A 15,016-nucleotide genomic window follows, 5' to 3' on the forward strand; every position below is an offset into this window, starting at 1 on the left:
TCAACGAAATTTCTTCAAATTAACGCAGACTGCACAATCTATCACCACTTTGCTGTTATTGCACACATCTTCAGGAAAAAAACGCTGTCCAGGCGGCAGAGATCGGCATTGCCAGCAGCAGGGCAGGCAGCATGTTTACCACGGCAAACATCTTAATTCCGCAGATACGTAAACCGGTCGCCAGCAGGAGCAGTCCGCCCACGGCGCTAAAATCCGCCATCATGGCGGGGGTGGTGAGCGGCAGGAGCAACGCAGCGCTGGCGGCCAGAATTAACTGGATTACGAGCATTGGCGCAGAGATGGCGGAAACCGCGATCCCCAACGAACAGGCAAAAATCATCGCAGTAAAGAAATCGAGAAAAGACTTGGCGATTAAAATGCTCGGATCGCCCGTCATGCCCTCATGCATCGAGCCGAATATACCGGTGCCACTTGCGCAAAAGAGCACAATGATAGCCACATAATTCTGGATAAAGGTGTCGTGGACGGGCGTTTTCCCCGGCTTCTTAAACAGTTGCTGCGCCTTTGCGACCGCTGAGTTGATGCCTTTTTCCAGAAAACAGATCTCACCAATCAGCGCACCAATCAGGGTCGCCAAAACCATCACGGGCAGGTTGGCGCATTTGATGACCAGTAAAATACCGATACCGAGTGAGGCCAGACCGAATATCGAGGTCATTGAGACGCGAAGACGTTCCGGTAAACGCTGGCTGAGAAGTGAACCGATCACACCGCCTATCAACACAGCGCTGGCGTTAATAAAAGGACCAATTACCATATTAGCTCCCATAACTATACTGTCAGATTGCATTATTATGCTCTGATTATCGCGTTTAATGGCGGTTTCTTAGCAAAGTGAATGCATACGGATTTTATCTTGCAGCCCCTGGGGAAAGGTGCCATGATTGCGCGAATTTTCTCCTGTCTGAATGGGGTTGCCTGGGATGATTGTATTCCCCTCACATCACCTTCAACATCGCCATCTCGCGCGAAGCTTGCCCTTTCCTGTGACCTCCCGACATTCGCTCGCCATGCGGTGAGGGAAGCGTACGCTCACTGCAGGACAACAGTAAAATCAGATAATGTCTGCTTTTACTGATGTCTGGCGGTCGGAGCTGGTGACCAGTTTGACCCGACAAATCGTTCGGCAGGGCCATTGTGCTTTGTCCGGGGCTTTTACACTCCCGAAACGGGTTTTTGTGCTTATGAAATCAATGAATATTGCCGCCAGCGGTGAGCTGGTATCCTGCTTGTCTACCCACCGTCATGTGGTGGCGCTGGACAGTACCGATTTTACCGACGTCGCGGCAGTCGTCATTACCGTTGCGGACAGCCGTAGCGGCATTCTTTCCCTGCTCAAACGTACCGGCTTTCATTTGCCGGTATTTATGTTTTCAGAAGAGACGACAGATGCGCCTGCGGGCGTCGAGGCGGTCATTGCGGGCAGCGCGCAGGACTGGCTGGAGCTGGAGTCTGCTGCCTGCCGCTATGAAGAGGATCTGCTGCCGCCATTTTATGACACGCTGACGCAGTACGTTGAGATGGGCAACAGTACTTTTGCGTGCCCAGGGCATCAGCACGGCGAGTTTTTTAAAAAACATCCTGCGGGTCGCCATTTTTACGACTTTTTCGGTGAAAATCTGTTCCGCGCAGACATGTGCAACGCCGATGTGAAGTTGGGCGATCTGCTGATCCACGAAGGGTCGGCGAAACATGCGCAGAAATTTGCCGCCAAAGTCTTCCATGCGGATAAAACCTATTTTGTGCTCAACGGGACGTCAGCGGCGAATAAAGTGGTCACCAATGCGCTGTTGACGCGTGGTGATCTGGTGCTGTTCGATCGTAACAACCACAAGTCGAATCACCATGGTGCGCTGATTCAGGCGGGTGCTACGCCGGTTTACCTTGAGGCGGCACGTAACCCGTTTGGTTTTATCGGCGGCATTGATGAGCATTGTTTTGACGAGGCGTATCTGCGCGAGCAAATTCGCAATGTCGCGCCGGAAAATGCTGATAAAGCGCGGCCCTTTCGTCTGGCCATTATTCAGCTTGGCACCTATGACGGCACTATCTACAACGCGCGTCAGGTGATCGACAAGATAGGTCATCTTTGTGACTACATCCTGTTTGATTCGGCCTGGGTGGGCTATGAGCAATTTATCCCAATGATGGCGGATGGCTCGCCGCTGTTGCTGGATCTGAATGAAAAAGATCCGGGCATTTTCGTTACCCAGTCTGTTCATAAACAGCAGGCCGGCTTCTCGCAAACCTCGCAGATCCACAAGAAAGATAACCATATTCGCGGTCAGGCGCGTTTCTGCCCGCATAAGCGGCTGAATAATGCCTTTATGCTCCATGCCTCGACCAGTCCGTTCTATCCGCTGTTTGCGGCGCTGGATGTTAATGCCAAAATTCATGAAGGGGAGAGCGGCCGCCGTTTGTGGGCGGAATGCGTCACGCTGGGTATTGAAGCGCGTAAAGCCATTCTCGCCAGTTGTAAGATGCTTCTGCCTTTTATTCCTCCCGTCGTCGACGGCAAACCGTGGCAGGAACATCCCACGGCAGTGATTGCCAGTGAACGCCGCTTCTTCAGTTTTGAACCTGGTGCGAAATGGCACGGTTTTGCGGGATATGCCGACGATCAGTATTTTGTCGATCCCTGCAAGCTACTGCTGACCACGCCTGGCATTGATGCCCAGACCGGGCGCTATACCGATTTTGGGATCCCAGCCACCATTCTGGCGCACTATCTGCGCGAAAACGGCATCGTGCCGGAGAAATGCGATCTCAACTCGATTTTGTTCCTCCTGACGCCCGCTGAAAGCGCTGGAAAAATGGCGCAACTGGTGGCGATGCTGGCGCAGTTTGAGCAGCATATTGAAGACGATACGCCGCTTTCAGAGGTGTTGCCGACCATCTTCAATAAATACCCGGTGCGCTATCGCGACTATACCCTGCGCGAACTGTGCCAGGAAATGCACGATCTGTACGTCAGCTTCGATGTTAAAGATCTGCAAAAAGCGATGTTCCGTCAGGAGAGTTTGCCAAAAGTGGCAATGAATCCTCAGGATGCTAACAGCGCGTTCATCCGCGGGGATGTCGAGCTGGTACGTATTTGCGATGCAGAAGGTCGTATCGCGGCGGAAGGGGCGTTGCCTTACCCTCCTGGCGTCCTGTGCGTGGTTCCTGGTGAAGTGTGGGGCGGGGCAGTCCAGCGCTACTTCCTCGCGCTGGAAGAGGGGGTGAACCTGTTGCCAGGTTTCTCGCCGGAGCTACAGGGCGTGTACAGCGAAACAGACGCAGACGGCATTAAGCGTTTGTATGGCTATGTGCTGAAGTAAGCGCGAAAAAAAACGGGTCACCCAAAGGCGACCCGTTTTTGTCAGAGAAGAATTAATGTGTCACGGGCTGAGAGCCAGCAGGCGTGCGAACGTGTTTGTATTTAAACAGGGCGACAAACGCGAAGGCCAGAACCAGAGAGTAGCCGGCGAAAATCAGCCATACGCTTTGCCAGTCGGTAATACCGTTCAGTGTGTAATGCTCAACCACTTTCCCGCTGACCACCCCTCCCAGGATGCAACCGAAGCCGTTGGTCATCATCAGGAACATCCCCTGTGCGCTGGCGCGGATTTCAGGGCGAACTTCTTTTTCAACAAACACCGAACCGGAGATGTTGAAGAAGTCGAAAGCGCAACCGTAAACAATCATCGACAGAACCAGCAGCACGGTACCGAACGGCGTCGGGTCGCCATAGGCGAACAGACCGAAGCGCAGCATCCACGCCACAATACTGATAAGCATGACGTTCTTAATGCCGTAGCGGCTCAGGAAGAACGGGATCGTCAGGATAAACAGGGTTTCGGAGATCTGTGAAATCGACATCATCACCGAGGCGTGCTCAACAATAAAGCTCCCGGAGAACAGCGGGTTGTTGTCGAAGCTGTGCAGGAAGGTGTTCCCGAACATGTTGGTGATTTGCAGTTCAGCGCCCAGCATCATTGAGAAGATGAAGAAGATCGCCATGCGCTTATTCTTAAACAGCGCGAAGGCATCCAGACCCAACATTGAAGTCCAGCTCTGGTTTTTCTGCTGGTTGGCTACCGGAATATGCGGCAGCGTCAGGGTGAACAGCGTCAGAACAAGAGAAAGGACTGCACCGATGTACAACTGCATATGGCTCAGTTCGAAGCCGGAGAAGCTCACACCCCACATGGCAAAGATAAAGCCGATGGTGCCCCAGATACGAATTGGCGGGAAGTCGGTCACAATGTCCATCCCCGCAGATTGCAAACGGTAGTAGGAGATGGTGTTGATCAGGCCCAACGTCGGCATATAGGCCAACGAGTTAAGGAGGATCACGAAGAACATCGCGCCCGGCGTGGTCACCTCCGCCGCCATAAACAGCGTTGCGGCACCGACCAGGTGGCAAATGCCATACACCCATTTCGCACTTAACCATTTGTCCGCCACAATCCCCAACAGCGTAGGCATCAGGACGGCGGCGATCCCCAGGGAGCTATAAACAGCACCGATGGAGGCACCGTCAAACTTAAGGGTGACAAACATATACGAGCCGAGGGTCGTGAGCCAGCTTCCCCACAGGCAGAACTGCAGAAAGGAGAGGACTTTCAGCTGCAGCTTAAGATTCATGTTAATTTCCTCACACCGTAATGCGGATGAATGTTTTAAAAGGCACATTTGCCGTTGCAATATGATGTGATTCTATCAACGACAGACCTTCGTTTTTTGTTACCTGTGACAAATATTTGCAAACATTTTCCAATTGCAGGGCGAAAGAGTGATGGAGTTAACACTTTTATCTCCCGCCCTCGAGGTTTACAGAGGACGGGAGGGGACGCAGAGAGGCTATTTACGGCGATATGATTTTTGCGCCGAATTGACCTTATACAAATAACGACGCGATTCTGCAGAAGGGTGTCGGGTGGTCAGCGTCTGGTAAACATCTCCCGGCGACATGCTGTTAATGATAGCAGCAGCCTGAGTCTTATCATTGGAGAATACGCGCAACACGCTGCCCGCGCCGCCGTTGTAGGCGGTGATCACCGCGTAGCGTCGTGAGGTCGGGTTATCGATTCCCCCTAAATACACATTGTTGAGCATCGCCAGATAGGCGGTGCCGGTATCAATGTTACTGGCAGGATCGAACAGGAAGCTGCGGCTTGGGGTACCCGAACGTCCTTGTGAACGGAAAACGTCTTTTCCGGCGCTATGCTGAACTACCTGCATCAGACCCAGCGCGTCGGCATGGCTGACCGCGTACGGGTTAAATGAAGATTCCGTCTGCATAATCGCCAGAATGAGTGATTCTTCGACGTCATATTTCCGTGATGCCTGACGCACCATTCCGAGGTATTTATGCGCGCGTTTATCCAGGTGGTTTGGGACAAGGTTGATGGTGATGCTGTAAATGATGCGCAGACCGTTGCTGCGGCTTTTAAGCCGGGTTTGCAGCAGATAATCGGCGAAGTTTGTCGCCCGACCCTCCCAGCGAATGGGTTGGCCTGTGTGATCCACCACCTGACCGTACAGGAATGGCTCTTTGGAGATCTGAATATCATCAACGTCAGAATAGAGATCGACGGTCGTCGGATCATCGCCCATTAACAGCGTCTTGATAATCGCCCGACGCAGATGCCCGGCGGGATCCGTTCCGGCAATCGTTTCAACGGTGATGGTACCGGCATCAAAGTTGATATGGCTGCGGGTCTGAAACTGATCGGTGTACTTCACATAGTCTTTTGGACCGGCGATCAGAACTTCCTTGAACCCCCACAGATTTTCAATGTTATGGGCAAATTGCCCCATCAAAATATCAAAACCGTTGGTATCCTTGACCCAGGCTTCATTGTACGAATCGCCTTTGTCGGTCGAACTGGAACAGGAGATGAGCAACGGCGCAACAAGTGCAAGCGCGAAAAATTTTTTCATCATTCCGGGAGTGCGTGTTGTGTTGTTATGTGATGTAAAAAAGGGCGGTTAAGCCCTTATTTTTTGTCTTCCGGCGTATAGCCTTCAATGTGTACATCTTTGCCTTCAAACAGGAAGTTAATCATCTCCTGTTCCAGCAATTTACGATGCTCAATATTCATCATGTTGAGTTTCTTTTCATTGATCAGCATCGTTTGTTTATGCTGCCACTGCGCCCAGGCTTCTTTGGAGATTTCGTTATAGATGCGTTTTCCCAGTTCGCCTGGGTACAACTGAAAATCCTGACCTTCAGCATCACGTTGCAGGAAAGTACAAAAAATCGTTCTGCTCATAAATTATCCTCTTTATCGCCCGACGGCTTAGACCAAAGCGCCGGTGCGTAACTGCTGTAACAAACGCTCCACGGGAGCCGCCAGTCCGACTGACGGCGGTTGCGCTAAGTTATACCAGAGCGCGTTGCCTTCATCCATGCATGAGGTGAAGGAAGACACGGGAAGCCACATAGGCACAATATCCAGATGGAAATGGCTGAAGGTATGGCGAAACGCATTCAGTTGGCTGAGATTATCAGCTTTAATATTCCGCTGCGCCAGCCACTTACGCAGGCCATCCTCATCTTCAAACTGAGGAAAACAGTACAAGCCTCCCCACAATCCACTGGGCGGCCGCTGTGTTAGCAGCACGGTGTCTTCATGCTGCATCAGCAAAAAATAGCCTGTCCGTTCCGGTAGCGTCTGTTTCGGTTTTTTACCGGGGTAGAGCGACCAGTTGTCACTGGCGGTCGCAATGCAGCCGTTTTGTAACGGGCAAAGGGAACACTTTGGCTTCGACCGCGTACACACCATCGCGCCTAAATCCATCATCGCCTGGTTAAAACGCGCAACACCGTTGGCGGGCGTGACTTGTTCACTGATCTCCCACAGTTTTTTCTCGACCTCTTTTTTGCCCGGCCAGCCGCTCACGGCGTAGCAGCGCGCCAGCACGCGTTTGACGTTGCCGTCGAGAATCGGGAAATGTTTACCCAGAGAGAGAGAAAGTACGGCACCCGCGGTAGAACGCCCGATGCCAGGCAATGCCGCCACTTCATCGAAGGTTTCCGGAAACTGACCGCCATGTAGCGTGACAACCTGTTGGGCCGCTTTGTGCAGATTTCGCGCTCGCGCGTAGTAACCTAAACCGGTCCATAAATGAAGCACTTCGTCCAGCGGCGCATTGGCTAAATCCGTCACCGTGGGAAAGCGCGACATAAAGCGTTCAAAATAGGGAATAACCGTGGCAACCTGAGTTTGTTGCAACATCACTTCTGAGAGCCATACTTTGTAAGGCGTCTTGTCAATTTGCCAGGGCAGCGTTTTCCGCCCGTATTTGTCGTACCAGCCCAACACCTGAGCTGAAAATTGAGACGCTTGCATGGTCACCGCTTAATATTTGCTGGGGGGCAGATTGCAGCACAGAGGCAACAGGGTGTAAACCGGAACTTTCCGGTGCTGACTTTCTTCCTTTACTTGCATCCGCCAACTAACTTTGGATAATGCCCGTTTTCGCAACTCAATCACAAGCAGACTTAACTTTTATGAAGAACGACGTCATTTCACCGGAATTTGATGAAAACGGCCGCCCGTTGCGCCGTATTCGTAGTTTTGTTCGTCGCCAGGGGCGACTGACGAAAGGGCAGGAGCACGCGCTGGAAAACTACTGGCCGGTGATGGGCGTTGAATTCAGCGAAGATCCTGTGGATTTTGCCGCGCTGTTTGGCCGTGAAGCGCCGATCACGCTGGAGATCGGTTTTGGGATGGGCGCATCGCTGGTGGCGATGGCAAAAGAACGTCCGGAACAGAATTTCCTCGGCATTGAAGTGCATTCACCGGGGGTGGGCGCATGCCTGGCCTCAGCCCATGAGGAAGGGGTTGAGAACCTGCGAGTGATGTGCCACGACGCGGTCGAGGTGCTGCATAAAATGATTCCTGACAATTCTTTATCCATGGTTCAGCTCTTTTTTCCTGACCCGTGGCATAAAGCGCGTCATAATAAACGCCGTATCGTTCAGGTACCGTTTGCTGAGCTTGTGAAGAGCAAGCTGAAGCTGGGTGGTGTTTTCCACATGGCGACCGACTGGGAAGCCTATGCAGAACACATGCTTGAGGTGATGACCTCCATCGACGGGTATAAAAACCAGTCTGAAACCAACGATTATGTACCGCGCCCGCAATCGCGCCCGGTAACCAAATTTGAACAGCGTGGTCATCGTCTTGGCCACGGCGTATGGGACTTAATGTTCGAGAGGGTGAAATAATGGCAAAGAACCGTAGCCGTCGTCTGCGTAAAAAAATGCATATCGACGAATTCCAGGAATTAGGATTTTCGGTTGCATGGCGTTTTCCGGAAGGTACATCTGAAGAGCAGGTTGATAAAATCGTTGATGATTTTATTAATGACGTCATTGAACCGAACAAACTGGCCTTTGACGGCAGCGGTTATCTGGCCTGGGAAGGTCTGATCTGCATGCAGGAAATCGGTAAATGCACGGAAGAACATCAGGCAATAGTCCGTAAGTGGCTGGAAGAGCGCAAACTTGAAGAAGTGCGCACCAGCGAACTTTTCGATGTTTGGTGGGACTAACAAAACATACGGGGCCAGCATTTGCTGGCCCGATTTGTCTTGAGGGAAAGTTATGATGCGCAAAACGCTGCTGGCGGCAGTCCTAACGTTCACGGCGATGGCCGCACACGCAGATTACAAATGCAGCGTCACGCCGCGTGACGATGTTATTTTGAGCCCGCAAACGGTGCAGGTGAAAGGCGAAAATGGCAACCTGGTCATTACGCCGGACGGTAACCTGACATTCAACGATAAGTCGTACACCCTGAGCGCTGCACAGCGTGAACAGGCGAAAGATTACCAGTCTGAATTACGCACCGCGTTACCGTGGATCGACGAAGGCGCCAGAACCCGGGTCGAGAAAAGCCGTGCGGCGCTGGACAAAATCATCGCCAAAGAAGTGGGTGAAAGCAGCAGTATGCGCGGTCGTCTGACCAAACTTGATGCGCAACTGAAAGAGCAGATGAACCGTATTATCGAACATCGCACCGACGGCCTGACATTCCACTACAAGGCGATTGATCAGGTGCGTGCGGATGGCCAGCAACTGGTGAATCAGGCGATGGGCGGCATTCTGCAGGACAGCATTAATGAGATGGGCGCCAAAGCGGTGCTCAAAGGCGGCGGTAATCCGCTGCAAGGCGTACTGGGAAGCCTTGGCGGCTTGCAAACATCGATTCAAAACGAATGGAAGAATCAGGAAAAAGACTTCCAGCAGTTTGGCAAAGATGTCTGTAGCCGCGTGGTGACGCTGGAAGATAATCGCAAAGCGTTGGTCAGTAGCCTGAAATAATCCTTTCTGTTTTTTGAAGCTACGGCACGGTTTTGTGCCGTTTTTTTTGTTTTTTTCCCCCATTTTGATATCCATCTCTAGAATCAATACATTGGATGACATATTTATCTGTTTAATTGGAAGGCGTCACATTATTCATCTCCTGTCTTGCGATAATGCGTCAACTATTTACGTAACTGGAGAAATAACATGGAGTTTTTCAAGAAAACGGCACTTGCCGCACTGGTTATGGGGTTCAGCGGTGCCGCACTCGCTTTACCTAATGTCACTATTCTTGCCACCGGTGGGACGATTGCCGGCGGCGGTGACTCAGCAACAAAATCGAACTACACAGCCGGTAAAGTGGGCGTTGAAAACCTGGTGAATGCAGTACCTCAGCTCAAGGATATTGCTGTGGTGAAAGGCGAACAGGTCGTGAATATCGGTTCTCAGGATATGAACGATGAAGTCTGGTTAACGCTGGCGAAGAAGATCAATACCGAGTGCGATAAAACCGACGGTTTCGTCATCACTCACGGCACCGATACCATGGAAGAGACTGCCTACTTCCTCGACCTGACCGTGAAATGCGACAAACCGGTCGTGCTGGTAGGGGCAATGCGTCCTTCTACCGGGATGAGCGCAGACGGCCCGTTCAACCTTTATAACGCGGTGGTGACTGCGGCTGACAAAGCCTCTGCCAACCGTGGCGTGCTGGTGGTGATGAATGACACCGTTCTGGATGGTCGTGACGTCACGAAAACCAATACCACCGATGTTGCTACCTTCAAGTCCGTTAACTACGGACCGCTGGGTTACATCCACAACGGCAAAATCGACTATCAGCGCACTCCGGCGCGTAAACACACTTCCGCCACGCCGTTCGATGTCTCTAAGCTGAACGAACTGCCGAAGGTGGGGATTATCTATAACTATGCGAATGCGTCCGATCTGCCGGCAAAAGCGCTGGTCGATGCAGGTTATGACGGGATTGTAAGTGCGGGTGTCGGTAACGGTAACCTGTACAAAACGGTCTTTGATACCCTGGCGACAGCTGCGCAAAAAGGGACTGCCGTTGTTCGCTCTTCCCGCGTACCGACCGGCGCCACGACTCAGGATGCTGAAATCGATGATGCGAAGTACGGTTTTGTCGCTTCAGGTTCGCTGAACCCGCAGAAAGCCCGTGTGCTGCTGCAACTGGCACTCACGCAAACCAAAGATCCAAAACAGATCCAGACCATGTTTAATCAGTATTAATCCAGAGTGTCGGCTACGCCTTAGTCTTTCACAGGCGTAGCCGCCATCCGGCAAATAGCCTGATGGCGCTGTACTTATCTGGTCTACGCGTTATCCCACACTATTCGGCAAGAAACAGCTCAAGAAGGGAGTTTAAGAACAGCTTACCGTGCCGGGTAATTTGCCAGTACTCCTCGCACTCGGTCAGATAACCCTGGGCAATAGCTTCATCAATCTGCGTACGAATAGCGTCTTCAGTTAACCCGGTGTACTGCGTAAATTCAGCGCGTGGCGCGGGTTCCAGCAGGCGAAAGCGGTTCATAAAGAACTCAAACGGCTTATCAGCCTCTTCGACATCGCGCTGGCTTTCAAGATAACGCCCCTGCATATAGCCACGTGGATGACGTGTTTTGGTGGTACGGAGAATACGCCCATCCGGGAACGTTATTTTGCCATGAGCGCCACAACCAATACCTAAGTAATCACCAAAGCGCCAGTAGTTCAGGTTGTGCTGACACTGATATCCGGGTTTCGCATACGCGGAGGTTTCATACTGCTGATAACCTGCTGCGGTTAATAACCGATGTCCCTGCTCAAAGATATCCCACAGGGCGTCGTCATCGGGTAATACCGGTGGGCGCGAGCCGAACAGCGTATTGGGTTCGATGGTGAGCTGATACCAGGAAAGATGCGGCGGATTAAGCGCAATGGCTTGCTGTAAATCGTCCAGCGCCTCTTCCAGCGTTTGATCCGGCAGGCCATGCATCAGATCGAGATTGAAGCTACGCAGCCCCAGCCCGCTTGCCAGATTCGCCGCGCGTTTAGCTTCTTCCGGGCCGTGAATACGCCCCAGACGCTGTAACTTGGGTTCACTAAAACTCTGCACGCCAATGGAGATACGGTTCACCCCGGCGCGCTGATAGTCAATAAAGCGATCCGCTTCGACCGTACCTGGGTTCGCTTCCATCGTTATCTCTGCATCTGCCGCTAGGTTCAGGCGCGCCCGCACGCCATCCAGCAACGTTTGCATCGCCGGGCCGGAAAGCAGGCTCGGTGTACCGCCACCGATAAAAAGGGTCTTTACTTCACGTCCCTGCGCGTAAGCCACTTCGGTATCCAAATCGCGCAGCAGGTGCTGCACATAATCGTCGTGCGGCACTTCGCCTTTTAGCGCATGCGAGTTGAAATCGCAGTACGGGCATTTCTGCACGCACCACGGGATGTGAATATAGAGACTCAGCGGCGGCAGCTTAACCATGTCGTAAGGCGTCCAGCAGCAGCTTCAATGCTTGTCCACGATGCGAAATCGCGCTTTTTTCTTCACGGCTCAGCTCTGCGGCGGTTTTACCTTCAGACGGCACAAAGAAAATGGGATCGTAGCCAAAGCCGCCGTTGCCGGCTGCCTCACGGGTAATCACGCCCTGCCAGCTTCCGTGACACACGAGCGGTGTAGGATCTTCCGCGTGGCGCAGATAGACCAGCACGCAGTGAAAGCGCGCCTGACGTTTATCGTCCGGTACGTCCTGTAGGGCATCCAGCAGTTTTTCCAGATTCTGCTGGTCGGTCGCATCTTCACCGGAATAACGTGCGGAATAGATACCCGGCGCGCCGCCCAGCACGTCAACGGCCAGACCGGAGTCGTCGGCAATGGCGGGCAGCCCCGTCACCTGCGCGGCATGGCGAGCCTTCAGAATTGCATTCTCAATAAAGGTCAGGCCGGTCTCTTCGGCGGAGTCGACGCCCAGCGCCGTCTGCGCCACGACATCAAGCCCGAAATCGCTCAGAAGCGAAGCCAGCTCACGCACTTTACCGGCATTGCCGGTAGCGAGGACTACTTTTTGCATAGGGATACCTAATCAGTTAACGCCGCAATTTCTGGCGGGATCTGTTGCGGATGAATGATTTTAACCTGTTTGTGGCGGCCAAGTTCGCCCTTTTCAATAACGACCTGGCTTTTGGCCACGCGGAACTGTTTGCTGAGAAACTTCACCAAATGGCTGTTCGCCTGGCCATCAACCGGTGGTGCGGTAATGGCGACTTTTACTTCGTCGCCATGTAAACCCACAATGCTGTCACGGCTGGCTTTCGGCTGAATATAGAGCCGTAAAACCAGACCGTCATCGCAGGATGTAACGGCACTCATAGCGCCATCCACAGCCCCGGCAGCAGCATGTTGCCTGTCGCCTGTAAAACCTCTGCGATGCCCATGTTGATGACATACAGCAACAGTACGAGGATCATCGGAGAGAAATCGATGCCACCCATAGAAGGCAGTAATCGGCGAATCGGGCGCAGCAGCGGATCGGCAAGCTGGATGAGTACGTATTCCACCGGGCTGCGGCCCTGGCTAACCCAACTCATGATCGCCATCAGCAACAGAACCCAGAAAATCAGCAAACCAATGGTTTTCAGTACGATAAGTACGGCAGCAATCCAGATGATTGGCTGGAAAGTGACCACTTTAAACAGCACTATCGCTTTGATAAAGCTGAGAATAAATGCCACCACGACTGATGCGCTGTCAATCGGCCCCATCGGCGGAATGACACGGCGCAGCGGCCCGATAATCGGTTGAGTGACTTTCACCACAAACTGCGAAAACGGGTTATAAAAATCACAGCGAGCCCACTGCATCCACACGCGCAGCAACAGCACCATGGTATACAGCTCAATAACGGTCGAGAGCAGGAAGGTCAACGTGTTCATGGCGTTCCTTAGTTTTCCTTAATTTTTTGTGTAATCACGTGCACCAAAAATAGCAGTGCCGATGCGCACCATCGTACTACCTGCCGCGATCGCGGCATCCATATCGTCTGACATACCCAGAGACAGCGTATCGACATCAGGGTAACGGGTCTTTAGACCGTCAAATGCTACAGCCATTTGACGGGCAACTTCAAACTGCCTTACATAATCTGACTCAGGCGCCGGGATCGCCATCAGTCCGCGTAGGCGAAGATGTGGCATTCCCGCCACTTCTGCAGCGAGCGCGTCCAGCTCTGTCAGCGGAATTCCTGACTTGCTGTTCTCATCGCTGATATTGATTTGAATGAGTACGTTCAGCGGCGGCAGCGTTGCCGGGCGTTGTTCGTTCAGACGGGCAGCAATACGCAGACGGTCAATCGTATGGCACCAGTCGAAATGTTCTGCGACCAGGCGGCTTTTGTTGGACTGCAACGGGCCAATAAAGTGCCATTGCAACCCGTCGACGCCACTCTCCTGGAAATGGCGAATTTTTTCCACACCTTCCTGAACGTAATTTTCGCCAAATGCGCGTTGTCCAGCGGTAATCGCTTCTGCGATGGCGCTCGCAGGCTTGGTTTTACTCACTGCAAGCAATGTAACGTCTTCTGAAGACCGCCCGCAACGCGTCGCAGCGGCTGAGATTTTGTCCCGGATCTGTGCCAGGTTATGCGCGATATCGTTCATTTTCCGAGGATGTTCATATGAATATGGAAGAAATTGTGGCCCTTAGTGTAAAGCATAACGTCTCGGATCTACACCTGTGTAATGCCTGGTCTGCGCGTTGGCGAAAACGGGGGCGGGTGGAAATAGCACCCTTTACGTCGCCGGACATTCAGGCGCTCTTAGCGCAGTGGCTTAATGACGCTCAGCAGGAACAATTGCGCAAAAATGGTCAGCTTGATTTTGCGGTGTCGCTGGCGGGGAACTTGCGCCTACGCGCCAGCGCTTTTGTTCACCAGCAGGGGACGTCGCTGGCGCTGCGGCTGTTACCCGCTTCCTGCCCGATCCTGGCGGAACTTCAGGCACCACCTGTCTTAACGAATCTGCTGAGCGGCGAGAATGGACTTATTCTGGTGACCGGGGCCACCGGCAGCGGGAAATCGACCACCCTGGCGGCGATGGTTGACTATCTCAACCAGCATACTGAAGCGCATATTCTGACCCTTGAAGACCCTATTGAGTACTGCTACGCCAGTCAGCGTTGTTTGATTCAGCAGCGTGAGGTTGGCGTACATTGCCGTTCGTTTGCTTCTGGACTGCGTGCGGCATTGCGGGAAGATCCTGACGTCATTTTACTGGGCGAACTGCGTGACAGCGAAACGATCCGTCTGGCATTGACCGCAGCAGAAACGGGGCATCTGGTTCTGGCGACGCTGCACACGCGTGGTGCGGCGCAAGCCATCGAGCGACTGATCGACTCTTTTCCGGCACAGGAGAAGGATCCGGTGCGCAGTCAACTGGCGGGCAGTTTGCGTGCGGTATTGTCGCAAAAACTGGAAAAAGACAAACAGGACGGGCGCGTGGCGCTGTTTGAGCTACTCATCAATACGCCAGCGGCAGGGAATCTGATCCGGGAAGGGAAGAGCCACCAGTTGCCCGGCATCATTCAAACCGGGCAGCAGATGGGAATGCAGACCTTCGCCCAAAGCCTGCAACAGCGGCAGGCGCAAGGGAGGCTTTAAAACGGGTCAGGGCGATGCGCACTGCCATGATTAC

The 15,016-nt window shown here is 52.9% G+C and carries 16 protein-coding genes; 6 read left to right on the top strand and 10 right to left on the bottom strand.

Annotation, left to right across the window (positions count from 1 at the left end; all coding sequences use genetic code 11):
* Positions 1-70 precede the first annotated feature (70 nt).
* Entirely contained in the window at positions 71-778 is a 708-nt protein-coding gene (locus tag ACO7SM_RS03355; protein ID WP_490469683.1) for a DUF554 domain-containing protein, read from the bottom strand.
* Positions 779-1,205: 427 nt separating this feature from the next.
* On the opposite strand from ACO7SM_RS03355, the gene ACO7SM_RS03360 reads away from it, so the two are divergent.
* Entirely contained in the window at positions 1,206-3,341 is a 2,136-nt protein-coding gene (locus ACO7SM_RS03360; protein ID WP_490469684.1) for an ornithine decarboxylase, read from the top strand.
* 52 nt (positions 3,342-3,393) lie between these two features.
* Here the strand turns inward: ACO7SM_RS03360 and ACO7SM_RS03365 are convergent, their stop codons facing one another.
* The 4 genes from ACO7SM_RS03365 to mutY form a co-directional block, all read right to left on the bottom strand.
* On the bottom strand, positions 3,394-4,650 hold the full coding sequence (locus ACO7SM_RS03365; protein WP_490469685.1) for a nucleoside permease: 1,257 nt from the start codon (positions 4,648-4,650) through the stop codon (positions 3,394-3,396).
* A gap of 216 nt (positions 4,651-4,866) precedes the next feature.
* A complete protein-coding gene (mltC, locus tag ACO7SM_RS03370; protein WP_490469686.1) occupies positions 4,867-5,952 on the bottom strand; it encodes a membrane-bound lytic murein transglycosylase MltC in 1,086 nt (361 codons plus the stop codon).
* Positions 5,953-6,005: 53 nt separating this feature from the next.
* A complete protein-coding gene (locus tag ACO7SM_RS03375) occupies positions 6,006-6,281 on the bottom strand; it encodes an oxidative damage protection protein (protein ID WP_192613456.1) in 276 nt (91 codons plus the stop codon).
* A 27-nt stretch (positions 6,282-6,308) separates the two neighbouring features.
* Positions 6,309-7,361: an A/G-specific adenine glycosylase gene (gene mutY, locus ACO7SM_RS03380; protein WP_490469687.1), complete on the bottom strand. Its 1,053-nt coding sequence runs from the start codon at positions 7,359-7,361 to the stop codon at positions 6,309-6,311.
* A 161-nt stretch (positions 7,362-7,522) separates the two neighbouring features.
* Between mutY and trmB the strand changes: the two genes are divergently transcribed.
* The 4 genes from trmB to ansB all read left to right on the top strand — a co-directional run bounded on the left by trmB (position 7,523) and on the right by ansB (position 10,576).
* Positions 7,523-8,242, top strand: a complete 720-nt coding sequence (gene trmB, locus ACO7SM_RS03385; RefSeq protein ID WP_490469688.1) for a tRNA (guanosine(46)-N7)-methyltransferase TrmB — start codon at positions 7,523-7,525, stop codon at positions 8,240-8,242.
* On the top strand, positions 8,242-8,568 hold the full coding sequence (locus ACO7SM_RS03390; protein WP_206162993.1) for a YggL family protein: 327 nt from the start codon (positions 8,242-8,244) through the stop codon (positions 8,566-8,568). The genes trmB and ACO7SM_RS03390 overlap by 1 nt, the downstream gene beginning before the upstream one ends.
* Before the next feature lie 52 nt (positions 8,569-8,620).
* A complete protein-coding gene (locus ACO7SM_RS03395; RefSeq protein ID WP_490469689.1) occupies positions 8,621-9,340 on the top strand; it encodes a YggN family protein in 720 nt (239 codons plus the stop codon).
* A 189-nt stretch (positions 9,341-9,529) separates the two neighbouring features.
* Positions 9,530-10,576 carry an L-asparaginase 2 gene (gene ansB, locus ACO7SM_RS03400; protein WP_490469690.1) on the top strand — a complete coding sequence of 349 codons (1,047 nt, stop codon included), beginning with the start codon at positions 9,530-9,532 and terminating at the stop codon, positions 10,574-10,576.
* Between the two features lie 100 nt (positions 10,577-10,676).
* Here the strand turns inward: ansB and hemW are convergent, their stop codons facing one another.
* The 5 genes from hemW to ACO7SM_RS03425 are packed head-to-tail and all read right to left on the bottom strand — an operon-like array spanning position 10,677 to position 13,984.
* The gene (gene hemW, locus ACO7SM_RS03405; protein WP_490469691.1) at positions 10,677-11,813 is read right to left on the bottom strand and encodes a radical SAM family heme chaperone HemW; all 1,137 of its coding nucleotides are present in this window, start codon (positions 11,811-11,813) and stop codon (positions 10,677-10,679) included.
* The gene (locus ACO7SM_RS03410) at positions 11,806-12,399 is read right to left on the bottom strand and encodes an XTP/dITP diphosphatase (RefSeq protein WP_490469692.1); all 594 of its coding nucleotides are present in this window, start codon (positions 12,397-12,399) and stop codon (positions 11,806-11,808) included. Before ACO7SM_RS03410 ends, hemW begins: the two co-directional genes overlap by 8 nt.
* A gap of 8 nt (positions 12,400-12,407) precedes the next feature.
* A complete protein-coding gene (gene yggU, locus ACO7SM_RS03415) occupies positions 12,408-12,698 on the bottom strand; it encodes a DUF167 family protein YggU (RefSeq protein ID WP_490469693.1) in 291 nt (96 codons plus the stop codon).
* A complete protein-coding gene (locus ACO7SM_RS03420) occupies positions 12,695-13,261 on the bottom strand; it encodes a YggT family protein (protein ID WP_490469694.1) in 567 nt (188 codons plus the stop codon). The genes yggU and ACO7SM_RS03420 overlap by 4 nt, the downstream gene beginning before the upstream one ends.
* Before the next feature lie 18 nt (positions 13,262-13,279).
* Complete coding sequence (locus ACO7SM_RS03425; protein WP_490469695.1) at positions 13,280-13,984, bottom strand: YggS family pyridoxal phosphate-dependent enzyme; 705 nt, start codon at positions 13,982-13,984, stop codon at positions 13,280-13,282.
* A 17-nt stretch (positions 13,985-14,001) separates the two neighbouring features.
* Between ACO7SM_RS03425 and ACO7SM_RS03430 the strand changes: the two genes are divergently transcribed.
* Positions 14,002-14,982 (top strand): type IV pilus twitching motility protein PilT, encoded by a 981-nt coding sequence (locus ACO7SM_RS03430; protein ID WP_490469696.1) that lies wholly within the window; start codon positions 14,002-14,004, stop codon positions 14,980-14,982.
* Positions 14,983-15,016: the final 34 nt, after the last annotated feature.

The organism is Citrobacter sp. LJND-P06 (assembly GCF_058188415.1).

Bases quoted from the DNA above. Each gene is read 5' to 3' on its own strand.
- ACO7SM_RS03355 (WP_490469683.1), bottom strand. From the start codon at position 778: ATGGTAATTGGTCCTTTTATTAACGCCAGCGCTGTGTTGATAGGCGGT.
- ACO7SM_RS03360 (WP_490469684.1), top strand. From the start codon at position 1,206: ATGAAATCAATGAATATTGCCGCCAGCGGTGAGCTGGTATCCTGCTTG.
- ACO7SM_RS03365 (WP_490469685.1), bottom strand. From the start codon at position 4,650: ATGAATCTTAAGCTGCAGCTGAAAGTCCTCTCCTTTCTGCAGTTCTGC.
- mltC (WP_490469686.1), bottom strand. From the start codon at position 5,952: ATGATGAAAAAATTTTTCGCGCTTGCACTTGTTGCGCCGTTGCTCATC.
- ACO7SM_RS03375 (WP_192613456.1), bottom strand. From the start codon at position 6,281: ATGAGCAGAACGATTTTTTGTACTTTCCTGCAACGTGATGCTGAAGGT.
- mutY (WP_490469687.1), bottom strand. From the start codon at position 7,361: ATGCAAGCGTCTCAATTTTCAGCTCAGGTGTTGGGCTGGTACGACAAA.
- trmB (WP_490469688.1), top strand. From the start codon at position 7,523: ATGAAGAACGACGTCATTTCACCGGAATTTGATGAAAACGGCCGCCCG.
- ACO7SM_RS03390 (WP_206162993.1), top strand. From the start codon at position 8,242: ATGGCAAAGAACCGTAGCCGTCGTCTGCGTAAAAAAATGCATATCGAC.
- ACO7SM_RS03395 (WP_490469689.1), top strand. From the start codon at position 8,621: ATGATGCGCAAAACGCTGCTGGCGGCAGTCCTAACGTTCACGGCGATG.
- ansB (WP_490469690.1), top strand. From the start codon at position 9,530: ATGGAGTTTTTCAAGAAAACGGCACTTGCCGCACTGGTTATGGGGTTC.
- hemW (WP_490469691.1), bottom strand. From the start codon at position 11,813: ATGGTTAAGCTGCCGCCGCTGAGTCTCTATATTCACATCCCGTGGTGC.
- ACO7SM_RS03410 (WP_490469692.1), bottom strand. From the start codon at position 12,399: ATGCAAAAAGTAGTCCTCGCTACCGGCAATGCCGGTAAAGTGCGTGAG.
- yggU (WP_490469693.1), bottom strand. From the start codon at position 12,698: ATGAGTGCCGTTACATCCTGCGATGACGGTCTGGTTTTACGGCTCTAT.
- ACO7SM_RS03420 (WP_490469694.1), bottom strand. From the start codon at position 13,261: ATGAACACGTTGACCTTCCTGCTCTCGACCGTTATTGAGCTGTATACC.
- ACO7SM_RS03425 (WP_490469695.1), bottom strand. From the start codon at position 13,984: ATGAACGATATCGCGCATAACCTGGCACAGATCCGGGACAAAATCTCA.
- ACO7SM_RS03430 (WP_490469696.1), top strand. From the start codon at position 14,002: ATGAATATGGAAGAAATTGTGGCCCTTAGTGTAAAGCATAACGTCTCG.